The sequence below is a fragment of the Bradyrhizobium sp. genome (assembly GCF_030646015.1).
GTDB lineage: Bacteria > Pseudomonadota > Alphaproteobacteria > Rhizobiales > Xanthobacteraceae > Bradyrhizobium.
In genome coordinates, this window is record NZ_JAUSLT010000007.1 from 1 (window position 1) to 16,274 (window position 16,274).

Below are 16,274 nucleotides of genomic sequence, written 5' to 3' on the forward strand. Positions count from 1 at the left end.
GCCGGCCTCGATATCGGCTGGCGCTCGCGCAAGGACCGCGGCATCAAGTCGGAAATCGCCGACGCCTTGTGCGAAGCCGGCCGCTTCGGCCAGAAGACCGGCAAGGGCTATTACAAGTATGAAGCAGGCTCCCGCGCCGCACTGCCCGATCCCGAAGTGGAAAAGCTGATCGACGAGACCTTGCAGCGGCTCGGCCGCAAGAAGCGCGTGGTCTCTGACGACGAGATCCTCGAGCGCATGATGTATCCGATGATCAACGAAGGCGCGCGGATCCTGGAAGAGAAAGTCGCGGCGCGTCCGAGCGATATCGACGTGATCTGGCTCTATGGCTATGGCTGGCCGATCTATCGCGGCGGCCCGATGTTCTATGCCGACCAGGTCGGCCTCAAGCACATCGCTGACCGGCTGTCCTACTACGCCAAGGAGACCAACGATCCCTCGCTGGAGCCGTCGGCGCTGCTCAAGCGTCTCGCCGCCGAAGGCAAGACGTTTGCGTCGTTGGCGCAGTCGGCGAAGGCGGCCTGATCGGATGAAGCGGTGTTCTGCCCCGCACAAGGTGTCGTCCCTGCGAACGCAGGGACCCCAGCGTGAGCGCCAAGGGCGCTCATCGCGGCGCCGTGACGTCGCGTTTGTGTGCGGTGGTAGAGACCTTCCTTCACCTTTGAACTCCGGGATTATGGGTCCCTGCGTTCGCAGGGACGACGCGGAGAGTTGATGACCCATCCCGGCGAGCAGTACTATCCGGAAGGCGTTCACTGGGACGATCCGATCGCGCGCGGCACGCTGCCCGACCTGTTGTCGACGGCGGCGGCCGAATACGGCGTGCGGCCGGCGATCGAATACCGGGATCGTGCGATCAGCTATGCCGAGCTGGAAGCGATGGTCGAGGTCGCAGCCGCTTCGTTCCTGCGCGCCGGCTACGGCGCCAACCATTCGGTGGCGCTGTTCCTCGGCAACTCGCCGGATCATCCGGTCAATTTCTTCGGCGCGCTGAAGGCCGGTGCCCGCATCGTGCATCTGTCTCCGCTCGACGGCGCCATCGCGCTGTCGCACAAGCTGAGCGACTCAGGCGCGCGCGTGCTGGTCACCAGCGATCTCGCGACGCTGCTGCCGACGGCGCTGAAGTTTCTCGAAAAGGGCCTGGTCGACCGGCTGATCGTCTGCCAGGACGACGACTGGGGCGCGGTCGGCAATCCGCACACGCCGATCCCGGACAACCCCGCGATCATCACCTTCAGGACATTCACCGACGGCGCTGTCCGCCCGGCCGCCTGGCCGCAGCTTGCGGCCGACGATGTCGCGCTGCTGCAATATACCGGCGGCACCACCGGCCTGCCGAAGGGCGCGATGCTCAGCCACGGCAATCTGACGTCGGCGGTGTCGGTTTACGACGTCTGGGGCAGGCCGTCGCGCGCCGAGCGCAATAATCCGATCGAGCGCGTGATCTGCGTGCTGCCGCTGTTTCACATCTTCGCGCTGACCGTGGTGCTGCTGAGCAGCCTGCGGCGCGGCCACCTGATCTCGCTGCACCAGCGTTTTGACGTCGAGGCTGTGATGCGCGACATCGAGGTCAAGCGCGCCACCTATTTTCCCGGCGTTCCCACGATGTGGATCGCGATCGCGTCGCTTCCCGATCTCGACAAGCGCGACCTGTCGTCGCTGGTGAGCGTCGGATCGGGCGGTGCGCCGCTGCCGGTCGAGGTCGCCAGGATCCTCGAGCGCAGGGTCGGCATGAAGCTGAAGAGCGGCTGGGGCATGACCGAGACCTGCTCGCCCGGCACCGCCCATCCCAAGGAGGGACCGGACAAGCCGGGCTCGATCGGGCTAATGCTGCCGGGCATCGAGATGGACGTGGTCGCGCTGGACGATCCCAGAAAAATTCTGCCGGTCGGTGTAACCGGCGAAATCCGTATCCGCGGACCCAACGTCACAAAAGGCTACTGGAACCGGCCGAAGGAGACCGCCGAGGCGTTCGTCGGCGACCGCTTCCTCACCGGCGACATCGGTTACATGGACGCCGACGGCTATTTCTATCTGGTCGACCGCAAGAAGGACATGATCATCTCCGGCGGCTTCAACGTCTATCCGCAGATGATCGAGCAGGCGATGTATGAGCATCCCGCCGTGCACGAGGTGATCGTGATCGGAATTCCCGACGATTATCGCGGCGAGGCAGCCAAGGCGTTCGTCAAGTTGCGCGCCGGTGCTGCGGCCTTCTCGCTCGACGAGCTGAAGGCGTTTCTCGCCGGCAAGCTCGGCAAGCACGAAATTCCCGCAGCACTCGAATTCGTCGACGAGTTGCCGCGCACCTCGGTCGGCAAACTCTCGCGCCACGAATTGCGCAACCGTCAGCCGGCGCAACCGAAGCAACCGCAACTGGCAACGGGAGGCGGTTCATGACAACTCCTCCGTCGTCCCTGCCTAGTGCGCAATTGCGCACGGGGCGCAGGGACCCATACCGCGAGATCTCGCGCTTGGGCACGGTGGCGGACGCCTTTTGTTACCCGCTGATACCGGGGGTTATGGGTCCCCGCGTTCGCGGGGACGACATGTTGAGAGATAACGCGTAATTTTCATTCGCACACAGGAGGATCCGATGGATCTCAGCTTCAGCAAGGAAGAAGTGGCGTTTCGTGACGAGGTGCGGGAGTTCTTCAGGAACAACGTGCCGTCGGACACGCGCAAGAAACTGGTCGAGGGCCGTCACCTCTCCAAGGACGAGATGGTGGCCTGGTGGCGGATTTTGAACAAGAAGGGTTGGGGCGTCTCGCACTGGCCGAAGGAATATGGCGGCACCGGCTGGAGCTCGGTGCAACACTATATCTTCAACGAAGAGCTGCAGATGCATCCCGCGCCGGCCCCGCTCGCCTTCGGCGTCAGCATGGTCGGCCCCGTGATCTACACCTTCGGCAACGAGAAGCAGAAGCAGCAATACCTGCCGCGCATCGCCAATGTCGACGACTGGTGGTGCCAGGGCTTTTCGGAACCGGGCTCCGGATCGGACCTCGCTTCGCTGAAGACAAAAGCCGAGCGCAAGGGCGACAAGTACATCATCAACGGCCAGAAGACCTGGACCACGCTGGCGCAGCACGCCGACATGATCTTCTGCCTGTGCCGCACCGACCCCGGCGCCAAGAAGCAGATGGGCATCTCCTTCATCGTGTTCAGCATGAAGTCGAAGGGCGTCACGGTGCGCCCGATTGAGACCATCGACGGCGGCCACGAGGTCAACGAGGTGTTCTTCGACGACGTCGAGGTGCCGGTCGAGAACCTGATCGGCGAGGAGAACAAGGGCTGGGACTACGCCAAGTTCCTGCTCGGCAATGAGCGCACCGGCATTGCCCGGGTCGGCGTGTCCAAGGAGCGGCTGCGCCGCATCCGCGACCTCGCCTCCAAGGTCGAGGCCGGCGGCAAGCCGATCATCGAGGACCAGAAATTCCGCGAGAAGCTGGCCGAGGTCGAGATCGAGCTGAAGGCGCTGGAGCTGACCCAGCTGCGGGTCGTCGCCGACGAGAACAAGCACGGCAAGGGCAAGCCCAATCCGGCTTCTTCGGTCCTGAAGATCAAGGGCTCGGAAATCCAGCAGACCACCACCGAGCTTTTGATGGAAGTGATCGGCCCGTTCGCCGCGCCCTATGACGAGCACGGCGACGAGGGCAGCAACGAATCGATGGACTGGACCGCCCAGATCGCGCCGAGCTATTTCAACAACCGCAAGGTTTCGATCTACGGCGGCTCCAACGAGATCCAGCGTAACATCATCACCAAGGCCGTGCTGGGGTTGTGATCGACTGACTACAACGACAACGGTGTCGTCCTCCGCGAAGGCGGGGGACCCAGTACGCCGCGGCGGTCAGGGTTACGGAGAGCGCCTGCGATTACTGGATCCCCGCATTCGCGGGGATGACGATGGGAGAATGGGCAACAGTCTTGCCCACATCGGTTTCTAGGGAAAGTGGAAGAACATGGATTTTGATTTGTCGGAGGAGCAGCGGCTTCTCAAGGATAGCGTCGACGGGTTGTTGAACGATTCCTACGATTTCGACTCGCGCAAGAAGTACCGCGCCGAGAAGGGCGGCTGGAGCAAGGCGGTCTGGGGCAAGCTCGCCGAGCAGGGCCTGCTCGGCCTGCCGTTCTCGGAAGACGACGGCGGCTTCGGCGCCGGCGCGGTCGAGACCATGATCGTGATGGAGGCGCTGGGCAAGGCGCTGCTGCTGGAGCCCTATCTGGCGACGGTCGTGATCGGCGGCGGCTTCCTGCGCCGCGGCGGCTCGGCCGAACAGAAGGCCGCGCACATCCCCGGCATCATCGACGGCAGCAAGACCTTTGCATTTGCGCAGCTCGAGAAGAACTCGCGCTATGATCTGCAGGATGTTGCCACCACCGCCAAGAAAAAGGGCGGCGGCTGGGTGATCGACGGCGAGAAATTCGTCGTGCTCAACGGCGAGAATGCCGACACCTTCATTGTCACCGCGCGCACCAAGGGCGGCCAGCGCGATGCCAATGGCATCGGCGTGTTCCTGGTGCCCGGCAACGCCAAGGGCATTTCGAAGAAGGGCTATCCGACGCAGGACGGCCTGCATGCCGCCGACGTCACGTTTACGGGCGTCGAGGTCGACGCCGATGCCGCGATCGGCGATCCCGAGAACGGCCTGGCGCTGATCGAGCGCGTTGTCGACGACGCCCGCATCGCGCTGTGCGCGGAGGCGGTCGGCGCGATGGATGAATCGCTCAAGACCACCGTCGAGTACCTGAAGACCCGCACCCAGTTCGGCGTGCCGATCGGCAGCTTCCAGACCCTGCAGCACCGCGCCGCCGACATGTTCGTCGCCGTCGAGCAGGCCCGCAGCATGTCGCTGTTCGCCACCATGGCCAGCGATTTCGACGACGCCAGGGAGCGCGCCACCGCGGTGGCGGCGGCGAAAGTGCAGATCGGCAAGTCGGCCAAGTTCGTCGGCCAGCAGGCGATCCAGCTGCATGGCGGCATCGGCATGACCCAGGAAGCCAGGATCGGCCACTATTTCAAGCGGCTGACCATGATCGAGAACACCTTTGGCGATACCGACTATCACCTGCGCCGCGTAGCCGGCGGCGGCGGGCTGGTCTGATATTGTCATTGCCGGGCTTGACCCGGCAATCCATCGCACTTGTCGTCATGGCCGGGCTTCGTCCCGGCCATCCACGTCTTGACGCGAAAAAGCAAGGCGTGGATGCCCGGGTCAAGCCCGGGCATGACGGGCAGAGAGCAAAAACAAAAAGGAGTACGCGCAGTGAAGGGAACCCCGTTCGATCTCACCGGCAAGGTCGCCGTCATCACCGGCTCCAGCCGCGGCATCGGTCGTTCCTCGGCCGAACTGTTGGCAAAGCTCGGCGCGAAAGTCGTGATCTCCAGCCGCAAGGCCGACGCCTGCGCGGAAGTCGCTGATGGCATCAAAAAGGCCGGCGGCGACGCCCATGTCATTCCCTGCAACATCTCGCGCCGCGAGGAAGTCGAGGCGCTGATTTCGGGGACGACGAAGCATTACGGCAAGATCGACATCCTCGTCTGCAACGCGGCGGTGAATCCCTATTACGGCCCGCTGCTCGATATCAAGGACGAGGCCTTCGACAAGATCATGAACTCCAACGTCAAGAGCAACATCTGGCTCTGCGCGCTGGCGATCCCGCAAATGGCGGCGCGCGGCAACGGCTCGGTGGTGATCGTCTCCTCGATCGGCGGCCTGCGCGGCTCGACCGTGATCGGCGCCTATGGAATTTCCAAGGCGGCGGATTTTGCGCTGTGCCGCAGCCTCGCCGGCGAATGGGGCCCGCAAGGCGTGCGCGTCAATTGCGTCGCGCCCGGCCTGGTCAAGACCGATTTCGCCAAAGCGCTGTGGGAAGACGAAGAGCGCCTGAAGCGACGCTGCGCCACCACGCCCCTGCGCCGCATCGGCGAGCCCGACGAAATCGCCGGCGCGGTGGCCTATCTCGGCTCGGATGCGTCGAGCTTCATGACCGGCCAGACCATCGTGGTCGATGGCGGGGTTACCACGGCGTCGGTGTGATCTCTTACCGTCCCCTGGAGGGGGAGGGTCGACGCGCGTGTAACGCGCGGCGGGGTGGGGTGAAAGTCTCTCACTTCGAACAGTAACAGAGTTGATAGACCTTTACCCCACCCCGTCTCGCATCGTGCTGCGCACGCCGCGAGCCGACCCTCCCCCTCCAGGGGAGGGTAAGCGACGCGTCCGTTCCCCATATTGACGAACCATCCCCAATCCGCTTGCCTTGCCCCCAACACCACCGGGAAGCAACGCCAGGAATCCGCATCATGTCCTTTGTACTGGCCATCGATCAGGGCACTACCTCCTCGCGCGCCATCGTGTTTCGCTCGGACATCTCGATCGCCGCGACCGCGCAACAGGAATTTCCGCAGCATTTTCCGGCCTCCGGCTGGGTCGAGCACGAGCCCGAGGACATCTGGACCTCGACGGTCGCCGTCTGCCGCGAGGCGCTGAAGAAAGCGGGCGCGACGGCCAAGGACATCGCCGCGATCGGCATCACCAACCAGCGTGAGACCACCGTGGTGTGGGACCGCGGCACCGGCAAGGCGATCCACCGCGCCATCGTCTGGCAGGACCGCCGCACCGCCGACATCTGCGCGAAACTCAAGGCCGACGGCCATGAGCCCGCGATCACGGCGAAAACCGGCCTGATCATCGATCCCTATTTCTCGGGGACCAAGGTCGCATGGATCCTCGACCACGTCCCCGGCGCCCGCGAACGCGCCGAGCGCGGCGAGCTCAAATTCGGCACCGTCGATTGCTATTTGTTGTGGCGGCTGACCGGCGGCAAGGCGCATGCCACCGACGCCACCAACGCCTCGCGCACGCTGCTGTTCAACATCCACACCGGCGAGTGGGACGACGAGCTGCTGAAAATCCTGCGGGTGCCGCGCTCGATGCTGCCCGAGGTGAAGGATTCCTCCGCCGATTTCGGCGACACCGTGCCGGAACTGTTCGGCGGCAGCATCATGATCTCGGGGATCGCCGGCGACCAGCAGGCCGCCACCATCGGCCAGGCCTGCTTCTCGCCGGGCATGATGAAGTCGACCTACGGCACCGGCTGTTTTGCCCTGCTCAACACCGGCGCGACGCCGGTGAAGTCCAACAACAAGCTGCTGACGACGATCGCCTATCAGCTCGGGGGCAAACGCACCTACGCGCTGGAAGGCTCGATCTTCGTCGCGGGCTCCGCGGTGCAATGGCTGCGCGACGGCTTGGGCATCATCAAGCAGGCCAGCGAGACCGGCCCGCTCGCCGACAGGTCCGATTCGATGCAATCGGTCTATCTGGTGCCGGCCTTCGTCGGCCTCGGCGCGCCCTACTGGAATCCAAGGGTGCGTGGCGCGCTGTTCGGCCTCACCCGCAACACCGGCCCCGCCGAGCTCGCCCATGCCGCGCTCGAAAGCGTCTGCTATCAGACCTTCGACCTGTGGGCCGCGATGCGCGCCGACTGGCCCGATGCAAAAACCGCCAACATCGTGCTCCGCGTCGATGGCGGCATGACCGCCTCCGACTGGACCATGCAGCGCCTCGCCGATCTCCTGGATGCACCGGTCGACCGCCCCATGATCCAGGAAACCACCGCGCTCGGCGCCGCCTATCTCGCCGGCCTCGCCGCCGGCGTTTACCCGGGGCCGGAAAAATTCGCCGACAACTGGCGGCTGGAACGCAGGTTCAAGCCGGCGATGAGTGCCGCGACGCGGGAGCGGAAGCTCAAGGGCTGGGCGCGGGCGGTGAGGGGGGTGCTGGCGAGCGATGAGGGGGAGGAGTGATCAGCAAGCGCTTTGCCAACTATCTGCCGCTTGCTAGACTTGCGGCATGACCGACATTCTTCCCGACACGATCCGCCGCCTCTACACCGATCCCGGCGAATATATCGACAGCGACCATCCGGCCGTCATGGATTTTGCCGCCGCCGCCGTCGCGGCGGATGCCTCCGACCGCGACAAGGCCAGTCTGCTCTACCAAGCGGTGCGCGACGGCATCCGCTATAACCCCTACGTCAACATGCGCGCGGCCGAGACCTTTCGCGCTTCCAGCGTGCTGGCGGCCGGGGTCGGCTATTGCGTCGGCAAGGCGGCGCTCTATGCCGCCGCCTGCCGCGTCTACGGCATTCCCGCCCGCGTCGGCTTCGCCGACGTGCGCAACCATCTCACCACCGAAAAACTGCGCCGGAGCATGGGCACTGACATCTTCACCTGGCACGGCTACACCGAGGTCCATGTCGACGGCGCCTGGCGCAAGGCCACCCCGACCTTCAACGCCACGCTGTGCGCCAAGGTCGGCGTGCAGCCGCTGGATTTCGACGGCCACACCGACGCGCTGCTGCATCCGTTCGACGGCGCGGGCCGCACCTACATGCAATATGTCACCGACCACGGCGCGTTCCACGACGTTCCCGCCAAGTTCCTGATGCGCGAGATGGCGCGCGACTACGCCAACATGCAGGGCGAAGACCTCTCCGGCCGAGACATGGAACGCGAAGCGGCGCAAGGCTGATGGGCTTGCTGGCGCGGTTCTTTCTTCCTTCTCCCCTTGTGGGAGAAGGTGGCTCGCATCGCTAGATGCGAGCCGGATGAGGGGTCTCTATCCGCGGAGACAGACCCCTCACCCGTCGCCTCACTACGTGAGGCGCCACCCTCTCCCACAAGGGGAGAGGGGAAGGAAGGGCCTTCGCTGCCGCGAACGCTTTGGCCGGCCATGACGATGAGAGAGGTACTTTCAGGTGACCCTGCCCGACGGCTACTCCGACGTTCCCGCCGGCAAGATCGCCGCCGTCGTCACGCATCTGGAGATGACTGCGCGTCCAGCGCTGCGCCCCGATCCTCCGGGCGCATGGACGTTGCGCCGGGTTGAGAACCCCGGCCTCGACTGGTTTCGCGATCTCTATCGCCGTGTCGGCGAGGAGTGGCTGTGGTTCTCGCGGCTGCAGATGGACGATGCCGAGCTCGCCGCGATCATCCATTCGCCGCTGGTGGAGGTGTACGCGCTGATGCAGGACGGCCGCGACGAAGGCCTGCTGGAACTGGATTTTCGCGAGGCCGGCCAGTGCGAACTGGCGTTCTTCGGTGTCACGGCCAAACTGATCGGCAGCGGCGCCGGAAGCTGGCTGATGAATCGCGCGCTGGAGCTGATGTGGTCGCGGCCGGTGGCGCGGGTCTGGGTGCATACCTGCACGCTGGATCATCCCTCGGCGTCGGTGTTTTATCAGCGTGCGGGCTTTCGGCCGTTCCGGCGACAGGTCGAGATTGCGGATGATCCGCGGCTGGATGGGACTTTGCCGCGAAGTGCGGCGAGGCATGTGCCGATTATTGAGTGAGCGGGCCGCCCGACCCTTCTCAGTCGTCATCACCGGGCTTGACCCGGTGATCCACGTCTTACTTCATTATGAGGTGGCAAAGACGTGGATGGCCGGGTCATCTGTGTAAAGACGCGCTTCGCGCTTTTGCCATGCCATGACGAACAATGGAAAGGCGCATCCGACCATGATCCTGATCGGCCAATACGACTCCCCCTTCGTCCGCCGCGTCGCGCTGGCGCTGCGGCTCTATGGCCTGCCGTTCGAGCAGCGGCCGTGGTCGACCTTCGGCGACGCCGGGAAACTGGCGGCGTTCAATCCGCTGCGGCGGGTGCCGACGCTGGTGCTCGATGGCGGCGAGGTGCTGATCGAGAGCGGCGCGATCCTTGATTATCTCGATGAACTGGTGGGGCCGGAAAGGGCCATGATCGCGGAAAGCGGCCCGGCACGACGGCACGCGCTGAAGATATGCGCGCTGGGCAGCGGGCTCGCCGACAAGGCGGTCATCCTGATCTACGAGCGGGTGCTGCGCAAGGAGCAGCTGCAACTGTGGGTCGAACGCTGCCAGGCCCAGATCGGCGGCGTGCTCGAAGTATTGGAGAAGGAACGCGCAGGGGTGGCGACGCCGTTCTGGTTCGGTGACCGTATCGGTCACGCCGATATCATGGTGGCCTGCGCGCTGCGCTTTACCGGCGAGGCGCATCCGGCGTTATTGTCGGCCGCGCGCCATCCGGCACTGACGGCGCACGCCGCGCGGTGCGAGGCGCTGCCGGCGTTTCAGGAGATCGTGCAGAAGCTGGATCCGCCGAAGGGGTGAGCTCTTCCCTTCTCCCCTTGTGGGAGAAGGTGGCGCGAAGCGCCGGATGAGGGGTCTCTATCCCCAGGCACACTGCCCGTTGAGCCAACCCTTCACCCGTCGCCTCACTGCGTGAGGCGCCACCCTCTCCCACAAGGGGAGAGGGAAGGAAGAATCGCTCGCTGCTTACCCCCTCACCCGCATCGCCTCCGGCGTATCCGGCTGCGCCAGCGGATGCGCGCTGGCAAATTCCGGCAGCGTCATCGCGGCGTCGAAAATGCGCTTCACGGTGGGATAGGGCGAAAGGTTGATCTGCTGGGTGACCGCCACGCTGACATGGCCGACCATGCAGATGTCGGCCAGCGAAGGCGCATCGCCATGGCAGAAGCGGCCGGTATCCTTGTGATCGGCGAGATGGGCTTCCAGCGCGGCCAGTGTCTCGATGGTCCAGTGCCGCCGCCACGCCGCCTGCTGCGCATCGCGCAAGTTCAATTCGTGATCGAGATAGCGCCGCACCCGCGGCACCAGCAGCGGATGGCCCTCGCAGGCGACCATCAGCGCCAGCGCGCGCACCCGGGCGCGGCCACGCGGATCGGATGGCAGCAACGGCGGGTTCGGATGGGTCTCCTCGAGATATTCGAGGATGGCGAGCGACTGGAACAGGGTGGTGCCGTCGTCGAGCACCAGCGCCGGCAGCGCCATCTGCGGATTGATTTCGCGATAGGCGTCGGCGCGATGCGCGTCGGCGTCGATATCGACGTAGACCATTTCAGCCGGCAGGCCCTTGAGGTTGAGCGCAATGCGAACCCGAAAACTCGCCAGCGATCGCCAGAAGGAGAAGAATTTCATGGGGGCTCCGCACTTCTCCCCTCTCCCCCGGGGGGAGAGGGTGGCGCCTCACGCAGTGCGGCGACGGGTGAGGGGTCTGTCTCAACGGGCAGTTTTGTCCGGGGATAGAGACCCCTCATCCGGCAGCCTTCGGCTGCCACCTTCTCCCACAAGGGGAGAAGGGAAGAAAGAGGCTACGCCCGTGCCGCCTTCTTCCGGTACGCCAGATGCACCGCGCAGTTGCAGCCCGGCGGGTGCGACGCGACGTCGTTGGCGGGCTCGGCCGCGGCCGGCGCCAGGGTCGGCATCGCCTCTTTCAGGCGGCGATCCTGTTCGGAGCGGTCCTGGGTCGGAATGTAATTCAGCACCGGCGCCAGCCAACGCTCGGCCTCCGCCACGCTCCAGCCTTTGCGCGCGGCATAGTCCTCGACCTGGTCGCGCTCGATCTTGCCGACGCCGAAGTAAAAACTCTCGGGATGGCTGAAATACAAGCCCGACACCGACGAGCCGGGCCACATCGCATAGCTCTCGGTCAGCTGTACGCCGGCCGTGTTCTCGGCATCGAGCAGCGCGAACAACGTCGCCTTCTCGGTGTGGTCGGGCTGCGCCGGATAGCCGGGCGCGGGACGGATACCCTGGTATTGTTCGAGAATGAGCTGATCCGGCGTCAGCGCCTCATCCGGCGCATAGCCCCAGAATTCGCGGCGGACCCTTGCATGCATCCGCTCGGCAAAGGCTTCGGCGAGACGGTCCGCCAGCGCCTTGCACAGGATCGAGGAATAATCGTCATTGGCGTTCTTGAAGCGGTCGGCGACCGCGTCCTCGCCGATCCCGGCGGTGACCACGAAGGCGCCGATATAATCCGGCACGCCGGAGGATGCCGGCGCGATGAAATCCGACAGCGCCGAATTGAAGCGGCCCTCGCGCTTCTCCAGCTGCTGGCGCAGCGTGTGGAAGGTGACGACCTGCTGCTGGCGGCTGTCGTCGGCATAAACCACGATATCGTCGCCCTCGGCATTGGCCGGCCAGAAGCCGATCGTCGCCTGCGCCTTGAACCAGTTCTCCCTGACGATCAGGTCCAGCATCTTGCGCGCGTCGTCATACAGCGAGCGCGCGACTTCGCCGACCTTGGGGTCGTCGAGAATGGCCGGAAAGCGCCCGGTCAGCTCCCAAGTCTGGAAGAACGGCGTCCAGTCGATGTAGTCGGCGAGTTCGGCGAGGTTGTAATCGGCAAAGCTCCGGATGCCGAGAAACGCCGGCTTCTTCGGCGGCGTCCTGGTAAAATCCAGCGTTGGCGCATTGGCGCGCGCATCCGCCAGCTTCAGCCGTTTCTTGTCGGCCTGCGCCCTGAAATGCGCCGCGGAGATTTTGGCGTAGTCGGCCCGCACCTCGGCGGCATAAGCCTCGCGCCGCTCCGGCGACAGCAGCGAGGAGGCGACGCCGACGGCGCGGCTGGCGTCGTTGACATGCACCACGGGGCCGCCGCGGTAGTTCGGGTCGATCTTCACAGCGGTATGGACCCGGCTGGTGGTGGCGCCGCCGATCAGCAGCGGCACGGTCATGCCCTGGCGTTCCAGTTCGCCGGCCAGAAAGCTCATTTCATCAAGGGAAGGCGTGATCAGGCCGGACAGCCCGATGATGTCGGCGCCCTCGGCCTTCGCGGTCTCGATGATCTTCGACGCCGGCACCATGACGCCGAGGTCGATGACTTCGAAGTTGTTACATTGCAGCACGATGCCGACGATGTTCTTGCCGATGTCATGGACGTCGCCCTTGACGGTGGCGAGCACGATCTTGCCGGCGGAATTCCTGCCGTCGCCGACGATGCCGTTGGCCAGATTGTCGGCCTTCTCCTGCTCCATGAACGGCATCAGATAGGCCACCGCCTGCTTCATCACCCGCGCCGACTTCACCACCTGCGGCAGGAACATCTTGCCATCGCCAAAGAGGTCGCCGACGATGTTCATGCCGGCCATCAGCGGGCCTTCGATCACATGCAGCGGACGCTCGACGGTCAGCCGGACGGCCTCGGTGTCTTCCTCGATATATTCGGTGATGCCGTGCACCAGCGCGTGGCTGAGCCGTTTCTCCACCGGCCATTCGCGCCAGGCCAGATCCTGCTCTTTTGTCTGCTTCTCCTTGCCGCGGAACTTCTCGGCCAGCTGCAGCAGCCGCTCCGACGCGCCGGGGTCGCGGTTGAGAATGACGTCTTCGCAGGTCTGGCGCAGCTCGGGATCGATGTCGTCATAGACGATCATCTGGCCGGCATTGACGATGCCCATGTCCATGCCGGCCTTGATGGCGTGATACAGGAACACCGAATGCATCGCCTCGCGCACCGGCTCATTGCCGCGGAACGAGAACGAGAGATTCGAGACGCCGCCCGAGATATGCGCATGCGGCAGGTTCTGCCGGATCCAGCGCGTCGCCTCGATGAAATCGACGCCGTAAGTATAATGCTCTTCCAGTCCGGTCGCGATGGCAAAGATGTTGGGATCGAAGATGATGTCTTCCGGCGGGAAGTTCAGCTGATCGACCAGGATGTCGTAGGCGCGCTGGCAGATCTCGGTCTTGCGCGCGAACGTATCGGCCTGGCCGACCTCGTCGAACGCCATCACCACCACGGCGGCGCCATGGCGCCGCGCGATCCTGGCCTCGTGAATAAATTTTGCTTCGCCTTCCTTCATCGAGATCGAATTCACCACCGGCTTGCCCTGAACGCATTTCAGGCCCGCTTCGATCACGGTGAATTTCGAGGAGTCGACCATGACGGGGACGCGGGCGATATCGGGCTCGGCGGCGACGAGGTTGAGGAACGTCACCATCGCGACTTCGGAGTCGAGCAGGCCCTCGTCCATGTTGACGTCGATGATCTGGGCGCCGTTCTCGACCTGGTCGCGCGCCACCGCCAGTGCCGCGGTGTAGTCGCCCGCGGTGACCAGCTTGCGGAATTTTGCGGAGCCGGTGACGTTGGTGCGCTCGCCGACATTGACGAAGGGGATCGCGGGCGTCAGTTCGAACGGTTCCAGGCCGGAGAGCCGCAGGCGCGGCTCGATCACCGGAATCGCGCGCGGCTTGTGCGGCGCCACGGCGGCGGCGATCGCGGCGATATGGTCGGGCGTAGTGCCGCAGCAGCCGCCGACGATATTGACGAGGCCGGAAGCGGCGAATTCGCCGATCAGGCCGGCCATGAATTCCGGGCTTTCGTCGTACTGCCCGAATTCATTGGGCAGCCCGGCGTTCGGATAGGCGCACACCAGCGTGTCGGCGACGCGGCCGATATCGGCGATATGGGCGCGCAGATCCTCGGCGCCGAGCGCGCAGTTGAAGCCGATGGTGATGGGGCGGGCATGCCGCACCGAATTCCAGAACGCTTCCGGCAATTGGCCGGACAACAGGCGGCCGGATTTGTCGGTGATGGTGCCCGAGATCATCACGGGCACGTCGATCCCGCGGGCCTCGGCGATTTCTGATATCGCATACAGCGCCGCCTTGGCGTTCAGCGTATCGAAGATGGTTTCGACCAGCAGCAGATCGGCGCCGCCGTCGAGCAGGCCGTTGATCTGTTCGCCATAGGCGATGCGCAAATCGTCGAAGGTGACGGCGCGGTAGCCGGGGCTGGACACATCGGGCGAGATCGAGGCGGTGCGGTTGGTGGGCCCGATGGCGCCGGCGACGAAGCGCGGTTTGCCGTCTTCGGCGGTGACGCGGGTCGCCGCAGCGCGCGCCAGCCTCGCGCCCTCCAGGTTCATCTCATAGGCGATGCCGGAGAGGTCGTAATCGGCCTGCGCGATCGAGGTCGAGGAAAACGTGTTGGTGGCGACGATGTCGGCGCCGGCGCGCAGATATTCGGCGTGGATGTCCTCGATCGCCTTGGGCTGGGTCAGGATCAGCAGGTCGTTGTTGCCCCTGACGTCGCGATGGAAATCCGCAAAACGCGCGCCGCGAAACGCGGCCTCGTCATATTCGAGGCCCTGGATCATGGTGCCCATGGCGCCGTCGAGCACCAGGATGCGCTCGCGGGCAGCCGCGAGCAACGCGGTTCGCTTTTCGGAAACGGGAGAGGTCATCGATCAAGCGGCTTTCTGGGCGCCCTGCGGGCGAATACCGAGCAAATGGCTGATCGCGAACACGAGGTCCGCGCGGTTCATGGTGTAGAAGTGAAAGGTGTCGACGCCCTGCTTGGCCAGCTTCTGCACCTGGCCGGCCGCGACGGTAGCCGCCACCAGCTTGCGGGTTTCGGCGTCGTCGTCGAGGCCCTCGAATTTTTCCGCCAGCCAGTCCGGCACCGAGGTGCCGGCGCGGGTGACGAAATTGCGCGCCTGCTTGAAATTATGCATCGGCATGATGCCGGGCACGATCGGAATCGTGATGCCGCGCGCGCGGACGCGATCGAGGTAGCGGAGATAGAGGTCGTTATCGAAGAACACCTGGGTGATGGCACGCGTCGCACCCGCGTCGACCTTGGCCTTGAGCGTGTCGATGTCGGCCTCGATGGTCGGGCTCTCCGGATGCTTTTCCGGATAGGCGGAAACCGAGATCTCGATGTCGGGATAGCGCTTCTTGATGCCTTCGATCAGGTCGGGCGAGCTCTGGTAGCCGTCCGGATGGGCATGGTAGGCGGTGCCGATGCCGGTGGTCGGATCGCCGCGCAGCGCGACGATGTGGCGGACGCCGATCTCGTGATAGCGCGCCACCACGTCGTCGATCTCGCTTTTCGGCGCGCCCACGCAGGTCAGATGCGCGGCCGGGACCAGGCTGGTCTCCTTCAGGATGCGGGCGATGGTCGAATGGGTACGCTCGCGGGTCGAGCCCCCGGCGCCGTAGGTCACGGACACGAAATTCGGCGTCAGCGTCGCCAGCCGGTTGATCGTCTCCCACAGGCTCCGCTCCATCTCTTCCGTCTTGGGCGGGAAGAACTCGAAGGAAATCCTTGGCGAATGCAGCGCGCGGTGCCCGTCAGGCGCGGGCGGCGTAACCTCGGTCATGGCACCACAAACTCCACTGAAAGCGTCGGGGCAGGCTTAGCTGCGAGAGGCTAAAATAAGCCAAACGGGGTCATCGCAACAGCCCATCGGCGATGGGAAATTGCCCAATTTCTGCGTATGGCGTGAAATTTATGCCGTATTATGCATGAAGTGGGCTACCTTTGGAGGCAAGTGTCATCCATCCTGAGTGTCATAAATTTATATTTAATACTGTAAATACAGTAGGATAGTTTGAATAACGAGGTCGGACGCCTCGGATCATTTGATGTGGGCAGAATTCAATTAGGCGGAAGAATGATTTAGTGTCCCACTTGCCGCATCCA

At 64.5% G+C, this 16,274-nt stretch carries 12 protein-coding genes; 9 read left to right on the plus strand and 3 right to left on the minus strand.

Annotated elements, in window-relative coordinates; translation table 11 throughout:
• The 9 genes from Q7T45_RS00610 to Q7T45_RS00650 form a co-directional block, all read left to right on the plus strand.
• On the plus strand, positions 1 to 525 hold a 525-nt coding region (locus Q7T45_RS00610), incomplete at its 5' end, for a 3-hydroxyacyl-CoA dehydrogenase family protein (protein ID WP_304866052.1).
• A 189-nt stretch (positions 526 to 714) separates the two neighbouring features.
• Positions 715 to 2,400: a dicarboxylate--CoA ligase PimA gene (gene pimA, locus Q7T45_RS00615; protein WP_304866055.1), complete on the plus strand. Its 1,686-nt coding sequence runs from the start codon at positions 715 to 717 to the stop codon at positions 2,398 to 2,400.
• A gap of 196 nt (positions 2,401 to 2,596) precedes the next feature.
• Positions 2,597 to 3,787 carry a pimeloyl-CoA dehydrogenase large subunit gene (gene pimC, locus Q7T45_RS00620; protein ID WP_304866057.1) on the plus strand — a complete coding sequence of 397 codons (1,191 nt, stop codon included), beginning with the start codon at positions 2,597 to 2,599 and terminating at the stop codon, positions 3,785 to 3,787.
• Between the two features lie 178 nt (positions 3,788 to 3,965).
• Positions 3,966 to 5,108: a pimeloyl-CoA dehydrogenase small subunit gene (gene pimD / locus Q7T45_RS00625; protein WP_304866060.1), complete on the plus strand. Its 1,143-nt coding sequence runs from the start codon at positions 3,966 to 3,968 to the stop codon at positions 5,106 to 5,108.
• Positions 5,109 to 5,270: 162 nt separating this feature from the next.
• Entirely contained in the window at positions 5,271 to 6,044 is a 774-nt protein-coding gene (locus Q7T45_RS00630) for an SDR family NAD(P)-dependent oxidoreductase (RefSeq protein WP_304866065.1), read from the plus strand.
• Between the two features lie 263 nt (positions 6,045 to 6,307).
• On the plus strand, positions 6,308 to 7,813 hold the full coding sequence (glpK, locus tag Q7T45_RS00635; protein WP_304866070.1) for a glycerol kinase GlpK: 1,506 nt from the start codon (positions 6,308 to 6,310) through the stop codon (positions 7,811 to 7,813).
• 46 nt (positions 7,814 to 7,859) lie between these two features.
• A complete protein-coding gene (locus Q7T45_RS00640; RefSeq protein WP_304866073.1) occupies positions 7,860 to 8,540 on the plus strand; it encodes a transglutaminase family protein in 681 nt (226 codons plus the stop codon).
• Positions 8,541 to 8,766: 226 nt separating this feature from the next.
• Positions 8,767 to 9,360, plus strand: coding sequence for an N-acetyltransferase (locus Q7T45_RS00645; RefSeq protein ID WP_304866076.1), 594 nt, complete (start codon positions 8,767 to 8,769; stop codon positions 9,358 to 9,360).
• Between the two features lie 166 nt (positions 9,361 to 9,526).
• The gene (locus tag Q7T45_RS00650) at positions 9,527 to 10,156 is read left to right on the plus strand and encodes a glutathione S-transferase family protein (protein WP_304866133.1); all 630 of its coding nucleotides are present in this window, start codon (positions 9,527 to 9,529) and stop codon (positions 10,154 to 10,156) included.
• Positions 10,157 to 10,321: 165 nt separating this feature from the next.
• On the opposite strand, the gene maiA is transcribed toward Q7T45_RS00650, so the two are convergent.
• The 3 genes from maiA to metF form a co-directional block, all read right to left on the minus strand.
• The gene (gene maiA / locus Q7T45_RS00655) at positions 10,322 to 10,984 is read right to left on the minus strand and encodes a maleylacetoacetate isomerase (protein WP_304866079.1); all 663 of its coding nucleotides are present in this window, start codon (positions 10,982 to 10,984) and stop codon (positions 10,322 to 10,324) included.
• A gap of 173 nt (positions 10,985 to 11,157) precedes the next feature.
• Complete coding sequence (metH, locus tag Q7T45_RS00660; RefSeq protein ID WP_304866082.1) at positions 11,158 to 15,033, minus strand: methionine synthase; 3,876 nt, start codon at positions 15,031 to 15,033, stop codon at positions 11,158 to 11,160.
• A gap of 3 nt (positions 15,034 to 15,036) precedes the next feature.
• The gene (gene metF, locus Q7T45_RS00665) at positions 15,037 to 15,951 is read right to left on the minus strand and encodes a methylenetetrahydrofolate reductase [NAD(P)H] (protein ID WP_304866085.1); all 915 of its coding nucleotides are present in this window, start codon (positions 15,949 to 15,951) and stop codon (positions 15,037 to 15,039) included.
• Positions 15,952 to 16,274: the final 323 nt, after the last annotated feature.

What these genes read in the sequence shown, in the direction of transcription:
- glpK (WP_304866070.1), top strand. Translation starts at nt 6,308, where the DNA reads ATGTCCTTTGTACTGGCCATCGATCAGGGCACTACCTCCTCGCGCGCC.
- pimC (WP_304866057.1), top strand. Translation starts at nt 2,597, where the DNA reads ATGGATCTCAGCTTCAGCAAGGAAGAAGTGGCGTTTCGTGACGAGGTG.
- pimD (WP_304866060.1), top strand. Translation starts at nt 3,966, where the DNA reads ATGGATTTTGATTTGTCGGAGGAGCAGCGGCTTCTCAAGGATAGCGTC.
- maiA (WP_304866079.1), bottom strand. Translation starts at nt 10,984, where the DNA reads ATGAAATTCTTCTCCTTCTGGCGATCGCTGGCGAGTTTTCGGGTTCGC.
- Q7T45_RS00650 (WP_304866133.1), top strand. Translation starts at nt 9,527, where the DNA reads ATGATCCTGATCGGCCAATACGACTCCCCCTTCGTCCGCCGCGTCGCG.
- metF (WP_304866085.1), bottom strand. Translation starts at nt 15,951, where the DNA reads ATGACCGAGGTTACGCCGCCCGCGCCTGACGGGCACCGCGCGCTGCAT.
- pimA (WP_304866055.1), top strand. Translation starts at nt 715, where the DNA reads ATGACCCATCCCGGCGAGCAGTACTATCCGGAAGGCGTTCACTGGGAC.
- Q7T45_RS00640 (WP_304866073.1), top strand. Translation starts at nt 7,860, where the DNA reads ATGACCGACATTCTTCCCGACACGATCCGCCGCCTCTACACCGATCCC.
- metH (WP_304866082.1), bottom strand. Translation starts at nt 15,033, where the DNA reads ATGACCTCTCCCGTTTCCGAAAAGCGAACCGCGTTGCTCGCGGCTGCC.